Source organism: Mycobacterium sp. (assembly GCF_049683935.1).
Taxonomy (GTDB): Bacteria; Actinomycetota; Actinomycetes; order Mycobacteriales; family Mycobacteriaceae; genus Mycobacterium.
Map to the genome: position 1 here is coordinate 1 of NZ_JBAUJR010000386.1, position 5,867 is coordinate 5,867.

The 5,867-nt window shown below is 68.9% G+C and carries 9 protein-coding genes; 1 reads left to right on the top strand and 8 read right to left on the bottom strand.

Translation table 11 applies throughout. The annotated features are described in order from the left end of the window. The 8 genes from WA965_RS22265 to WA965_RS22300 all read right to left on the bottom strand — a co-directional run. On the bottom strand, window positions 1-546 hold a 546-nt coding region (locus WA965_RS22265; protein WP_526448082.1), incomplete at its 3' end, for a DUF8688 domain-containing protein. Beyond that, on the bottom strand, window positions 504-1,502 hold the full coding sequence (locus tag WA965_RS22270; RefSeq protein ID WP_526298052.1) for a class I SAM-dependent methyltransferase: 999 nt from the start codon (window positions 1,500-1,502) through the stop codon (window positions 504-506). The genes WA965_RS22265 and WA965_RS22270, both read right to left, overlap by 43 nt. Window positions 1,503-1,550: 48 nt before the next feature. After that, a complete protein-coding gene (locus WA965_RS22275) occupies window positions 1,551-2,195 on the bottom strand; it encodes an enoyl-CoA hydratase (protein WP_526448080.1) in 645 nt (214 codons plus the stop codon). Beyond that, complete coding sequence (locus WA965_RS22280) at window positions 2,192-2,989, bottom strand: NUDIX hydrolase (protein WP_526298070.1); 798 nt, start codon at window positions 2,987-2,989, stop codon at window positions 2,192-2,194. The genes WA965_RS22275 and WA965_RS22280 overlap by 4 nt, the downstream gene beginning before the upstream one ends. Window positions 2,990-3,056: 67 nt before the next feature. Continuing rightward, entirely contained in the window at window positions 3,057-3,899 is an 843-nt protein-coding gene (locus WA965_RS22285) for an ABC transporter ATP-binding protein (protein ID WP_526298056.1), read from the bottom strand. 81 nt (window positions 3,900-3,980) lie between these two features. Continuing rightward, window positions 3,981-4,646, bottom strand: a complete 666-nt coding sequence (locus tag WA965_RS22290; protein ID WP_526298058.1) for a nucleoside/nucleotide kinase family protein — start codon at window positions 4,644-4,646, stop codon at window positions 3,981-3,983. Continuing rightward, window positions 4,609-5,286, bottom strand: coding sequence for a membrane protein YczE (yczE, locus tag WA965_RS22295; RefSeq protein WP_526298060.1), 678 nt, complete (start codon window positions 5,284-5,286; stop codon window positions 4,609-4,611). The genes WA965_RS22290 and yczE overlap by 38 nt, the downstream gene beginning before the upstream one ends. Continuing rightward, entirely contained in the window at window positions 5,286-5,471 is a 186-nt protein-coding gene (locus WA965_RS22300) for a hypothetical protein (RefSeq protein WP_178362102.1), read from the bottom strand. The genes yczE and WA965_RS22300 overlap by 1 nt, the downstream gene beginning before the upstream one ends. A gap of 63 nt (window positions 5,472-5,534) precedes the next feature. On the opposite strand from WA965_RS22300, the gene WA965_RS22305 reads away from it, so the two are divergent. Continuing rightward, a partial coding sequence (locus tag WA965_RS22305; protein ID WP_526448081.1) for a GntR family transcriptional regulator occupies window positions 5,535-5,867 on the top strand: 333 nt, incomplete at its 3' end.

Genomic DNA, 5,867 nt, shown 5'->3' on the forward strand with positions numbered 1-5,867 from the left:
GCGGCGCCGCGCGGGGTCCACGACGACGACCGCATCGGCGGTCACCGGCCGCAACGCATCCGCGCGGCACAGCAGCACGTCGGGTCCGCCCGGTCCGAGGTTGTGGCGGGCCATCGCAAGACGGACCGGGTCGATGTCGCTGCCCACCACGAGCTCAGCCCGATTCCTAAGTGCCACAAGCTCGGCGCCGACAGAACAGGTGGCGTCGTGCACGGTGGCCCCGGCCAGTCTCCGGGCGCGGTGCTCGGCGACCGGCGCGGCGGTCGCCTGCTGCAGTGCGTCGTCGGTGAACAACCAGCCCGACGGGTCCGCGAACTTCGCTTCGGCTCTGCGGCGCAGCAGCACGGTTTCCACCAGAACCGCCGCCCGGTCGGCGAAACGCGTTCGCGCCGAATCGATATCGGCGACCAGCGTCGGACCGGTCAGGCGATACCGCGCGACCTCCTCCAACGCCAGCTTCCCCGCATCGCTGCCGAGATACCGCACATCGTCGAGGCCGAACTCTACGACGGCTTGACCCCCGTCACCATGACGTTGTAGAACCAGCCCTTGGGCACGACGCGGCGCAGGACGTTGGCGTCCACCCACGACAGTGTCGTCCAGCTGCCGAATGCGAATTTCGCCCAGCCCCAGCCCAGCTTGCCGGGCGGAACCGTGGACTCAAAGGTCCGTATCGGCCAACCCAGCATCGCGGCGGTGAACTCCTCGCTGGCGGTGTCGACATCGACCGCACCGGCGTTGCGAGCCATCATCTCCAGGTCGGCGGGGTCGAAGGTGTGCAGGTCGACGATCCATTCCAGCGCGGCGGCCCGAGAGTTCTCGTCGAGCTCGGCCTGCGGCCGACGCCAGCTCCCGAGGCCGGGCAGCTTCATCGCCGCGACGGTGGACTTCCAAGTGAGATCGGCCAGCCGGCGCGCGTAGGCGTTACCGACCGTGGTGGGCTCACCGGCGAAGATGAACCGGCCACCCGGCTTGAGCACCCGCACCACTTCGCGCAGCGACAACTCGACGTCGGGGATATGGTGCAGCACGGCGTGCCCGACGACCAGGTCGAAGGTGTTGTCCTCGTACGGGATGCCCTCGGCATCGGCTACTCGGCCGTCGATGTCCAGTCCGAGCGACTGCCCGTTGCGGGTGGCGACCTTGACCATGCCCGGGGACAGGTCGGTCACCGATCCACGCCGCGCCACGCCGGCCTGGATCAGGTTGAGCAGGAAGAACCCGGTACCGCAGCCGAGTTCCAGAGCTCTGTCGTAGGGAAGTTCGCGCTGCACCCGGTCGGGCACGATCGCATCGAACCGCCCGCGGGCGTAATCGATGCAACGCTGGTCGTAGGAGATCGACCACTTCTCGTCGTAACTCTCGGCTTCCCAGTCGTGGTAGAGCACCTGGGCAAGCTTGGTGTCGTGCCTTGCGGCCTCGACCTGCTCCTCGGTCGCGTGGGGCATCGGAGCCGGGACGGCGACATCAGGGTAAGCGCCGGGTTCCTTCGTTTCCGTCATGGAGGGCAGCCTAACGTCCGCGGCCGCCCGCGTTACGGCCGAGAGCCCTCAATCACCGCCGAACGCGGCCTTGGCGGCGGCCAACACCTCGGGTGAATAGTCCAGGAATCGGCTCGCCCAGGTGACCGCGGCGTCGTACACCGTGTCCGGGGCCACCAGCTGGTCGATCAGCCCCAGATCGAGCGCTTCGCGGGCGTCGACGAAGCGTCCGCTGAACACCAGGTCCTTCGCCTTGCTGTCGCCGACGGCGCCGGCCAGACGGGTGGCGCCACCGGCGGCGGGCGCCAGCCCGGCCAGGATCTCCGTGGCACCGAACTTCACGTTGTCGCCGCTGATCCGCCAGTCGGCGTCCAACGCCAGCGTCTGCCCGGCCCCCAGCGCGTACCCGGTGATCGCGGCCACGGTGGGCTTCGGTACCGCCGCAAGTGCGTCGACGGCCTGCTGACAGACCTGCGCCGCCTGCTGCGCCTCCGCCTCGGTCAACGTCTGCAACTCCGGCATGTCCTCGCCGGCCGAGAAGATCTCGTGGCCACCGAACACGATGACCGCGCAGACATCGTCACGCCTTCCGAGGTCCGTGGCCGCCTCGGCGATCTCCCGGCAGACCTGGCGCGTCAGCGCGTTGGTGGGCGGCCGTGACAGCAGCAGCGTCGCGATGCGCTCGTTGCGAACGACGGTGACGAACTCGGTCACGCGAGCGGAGCCCCGTCGGTGTAACCCTGCGGAGCGCGCCGGTTCCGCGCCTCGTTGTAGCGGTCACCGTTGAAGAACTCGATTTCCCAGTTCCCGCCCTGCTGCGCGGAGAGGTGGGGTTCGACCGCCACGATCTGTCGCTCCACGGCGAGCACCTCGGCGACGGTGCGACCGTGCAGCGCATCGAGCTGCGTCCACGTCGGCGGCAGCAGGAAACTGCGCCCCTCGGCGAAGTCGTCCAGCGCCGCCTGCGGGGTCACCCAGTCGGCTTTGTCGGTCTCGGTGTTGTCTCCGTCGGCGAGCTGACCGTCCGGAATCGCACCGACGAAGAAGTACGTGTCGTAGCGGCGGGTGCGCTCCTCTTTGGGGGTGACCCAGTTGGCCCACGGGCGTAGCAGGTCAGCCCGCAGCATCAAATTCTCCGAGCGCAGGAACTCCCCGAACGACAACGTCTTGTTCTCCAGGGCGGCACGCTGGTCGCGGTACACCGAGGCGTCGTCGACCAGCAGGTCCGGATCGTCGGCCGCCCCGGCGAACAACACGCCGCATTCTTCGAACGTCTCCCGGGCCGCCGCACACACCAGCGCCTCGGCCAGCTCGACGTCGACGCCGAATCGCTGCGCCCACCAGTGCCGGTCCGGGCCGTGCCAGGCCACGTCGGCGTTGCGATCGCGGTCGTCGACACCGCCGCCGGGAAACACCATCACCCCGGCCACAAAATCCATCGCCGAGTGCCGACGCATCAGAAAGACCTCGAGGCTTTCCGCGGACCGGTCGTCGTCGCGGATCAGCATCACGGTCGCGGCCGGCCTGGGAGTCAGGGGTTCGGTCACGTCTGCTCCTCGCGCAAGCGCTCGTCGGTCATTTTGCTCTCCTGTGTGCCGCGCGGCTCCTGGTACGACGCGCGAAATAACGACCGTCGAGAACGTCCAGCGCAATCGACTGCCCGAACGCCGTCGACAGGTTCTCCGCGGTCAACACGTCGGGCAGGAGACCGGAATCGACCACCGCGCCCTCCGACAGGATCAGGCAGTGGGAGAACCCGGGCGGGATCTCCTCCACGTGGTGGGTGACCAACACCATCGCCGGGGAATCCGGATCCGCCGCCAGGTCGCCGAGGCGGGCGACGAGTTCCTCCCGGCCGCCCAGATCGAGGCCCGCGGCGGGTTCGTCGAGCAGCAGCAACTCGGGGTCGGTCATCAGCGACCGTGCGATCAGCACCCGCTTGCGCTCCCCCTCGGACAGCGTGCCGTAGACGCGCTCGGCGAGGTGCTCGCCGCCGACGCTTTCCAGCATGTCCAGTGCCTGGTGGTAGTCCGTGTCGTCGTAGCGCTCACGCCACCTTCCGAGGACGGCGTACCCCGCCGACACGACCAGGTCCCGCACCACCTCGTCGTCGGGGATCCGCTGCGACAGCGCCGAACTGCTCAGGCCGACCCGCGACCGGAGTTCGGCCATGTCGACACGCCCCAACCGCTCCCCGAGCACGTATGCGGTGCCCGAGGACGGGTGCTCCATCGCCGCCGCGATGCGTAGCAACGACGTCTTCCCCGCACCGTTGGGACCGATCACCACCCATCGCTCGTCGAGTTCCACCGACCACGTGATCGGGCCGACCAGAGTCCGGCCGCCGCGCCGCAGAGTGACCTTTGCGAAGTCGATCAGCAGGTCGGGGTCGGCTGCTTCCACGTCATCGACTGGCACCCGCTCATCGTAGTCAGGCGGCCTCGGCGGGTTCCGTGGCGCTCATCGCGGCCGCGGAACTGCGGTCTACTCCACAACGGCCTACTCCAGAAACGCCCAGCCGCTCGCACCGTTGACGATCACCCGGTCCGCCGCAGCCCCGGTCGGCGCCACCCGCACCGCGTTGCGCTCGTCTACCTCGGCGACCCATGCCTGCGCCTGGAATGCACTCTTGCCGAACTCGACGTGACGCGCGGTCAGCCGCGCGATTCGCAACTGATCCTCGGCAGCGACGAACCACACCACGTCGATCGCTCGGCGGACCCGCAACCAGGGCGGGTCGTCGAGAAGCAGATAGTTCCCCTCGGTGATGACCAGCCGCGCCACCGGCTGCACCACCAGCGCACCGGCAATCGGTTGCTCGAGGACGCGGTCGAACCCCGGCAGGTACACGTCGGCCTCGGTCTCGGTCCGCAGCCGCTCGAGCAGATGGGCGTACCCCGCGGGGTCGAAGGTCTCCGGCGCGCCCTTGCGATCCAACAGACCGAGCCTGCGCAACTGGTCGTCAGCAAGATGGAAGCCGTCCATCGGCGCGTGTGCGGCCCACCCGGGCCCGCAGCGTTCGTTGATCCGACCGAGGACCTCGGCCGCCAGCGTCGACTTTCCGGCACCGGGACTGCCGGCGATGCCCAGGACCGCTCGCGGACTGCTTTCGCCCAGCGCGATCGCCTCAGCCGCCAGCGACTCCAGCGTGTGTTGGCCGTTCACCTTCCACATCTTCGGCGACGCACCGCGCTGAAGCCACGGGAGCCCACCCGCTGACGGCGAGCACCCGCGACGGGGTCAGGCGCACGACGAGCTGAACGAGCGGGCCGATGCCGAAGGCGTAGACGACGGTGCCGACACCGACGGTCCCGCCGAGCAGCCAGCCGACGGTGAGCACGGTGACCTCGATCGCCGTGCGGACCAGACGAACCGACCTGCCGGTGCGGACGACGAGGCCTGTCATCAATCCGTCGCGGGGTCCCGGACCGAGCCCGGCCCCGATGTAGAGCACGGTGCTGACCGCGTTGAGCACCACCGCGGCCACCATCATGGCCACCCGCACCGGCAGTGACGTCGGCGTCGCCATCAGCCACAGCGCGACGTCGACGGTGATCGCGATGACGACGACGTTGGCGATCGTGCCGATGCCGGGTCGGTTCCTCAGCGGGATCCAGGCCACGAGCACCGCAATGCCCACCACGGCCGAGGCCAGTCCGATCGTCATGCCGGTGCGTAGCGCCAGACCCTGGTGGAAGACGTCCCACGGGTCGAGTCCCAGTCCGGCGCGCACCATCATCGCCATGGACACGCCGTAGCCGCACAACCCGATCAGCAGCGCCACCCCACGAACGCACCCGGCCATCAGGCGTGATCCGGGAACCGCACCCGGATGGCATCGAGGTCGCTGAGCTCCCGGCGCCGGTCCGCGGTGAGATCCCAGCCGTCCCACGACTCGACGTGGTCCGAAGGGCGCACTACCGCGAAGACCAGACGGTGCCACAGCTGCGCCGTCCGAGTGGCCAGAATTGATAACCAGTTCTTCGTCATGTCTGCATTTTTTCCGGAGACTGGCTTGCCATTCAATATCCAGTTGGTCGATACTGGCCCTTAATGACCGAGACAATGGCGGCACGATCGCTTGATGTGGACCTGTTGGCCCGCGAACTCGGCAACTGGCGAACATCCAGTCGGAGTGGGCCCGCGTACCACGGCCTGGCCGACGCCGTCCGGTTGTTGATCGTCGACGGCCGACTGCCGGTGGGGGCGCGCCTACCCAGCGAGCGCGCACTGGCCGAGGTGCTGCACGTGTCCCGCACCACCGTCACCGCCGCCTACACGCAGTTGCGCGACGACGGATACCTCAACGCCCGCCGAGGTGCCCGAAGCACCACGGCCCTGCCCGTCGCTCCCGCGACCGCGGCCGCATCGGCACCGGCGCTGAGC

Bases quoted from the DNA above. Each gene is read 5' to 3' on its own strand.
- WA965_RS22270 (WP_526298052.1), bottom strand. From the start codon at position 1,502: ATGACGGAAACGAAGGAACCCGGCGCTTACCCTGATGTCGCCGTCCCG.
- WA965_RS22280 (WP_526298070.1), bottom strand. From the start codon at position 2,989: ATGCTGATCCGCGACGACGACCGGTCCGCGGAAAGCCTCGAGGTCTTT.
- yczE (WP_526298060.1), bottom strand. From the start codon at position 5,286: ATGGCCGGGTGCGTTCGTGGGGTGGCGCTGCTGATCGGGTTGTGCGGC.
- WA965_RS22300 (WP_178362102.1), bottom strand. From the start codon at position 5,471: ATGACGAAGAACTGGTTATCAATTCTGGCCACTCGGACGGCGCAGCTG.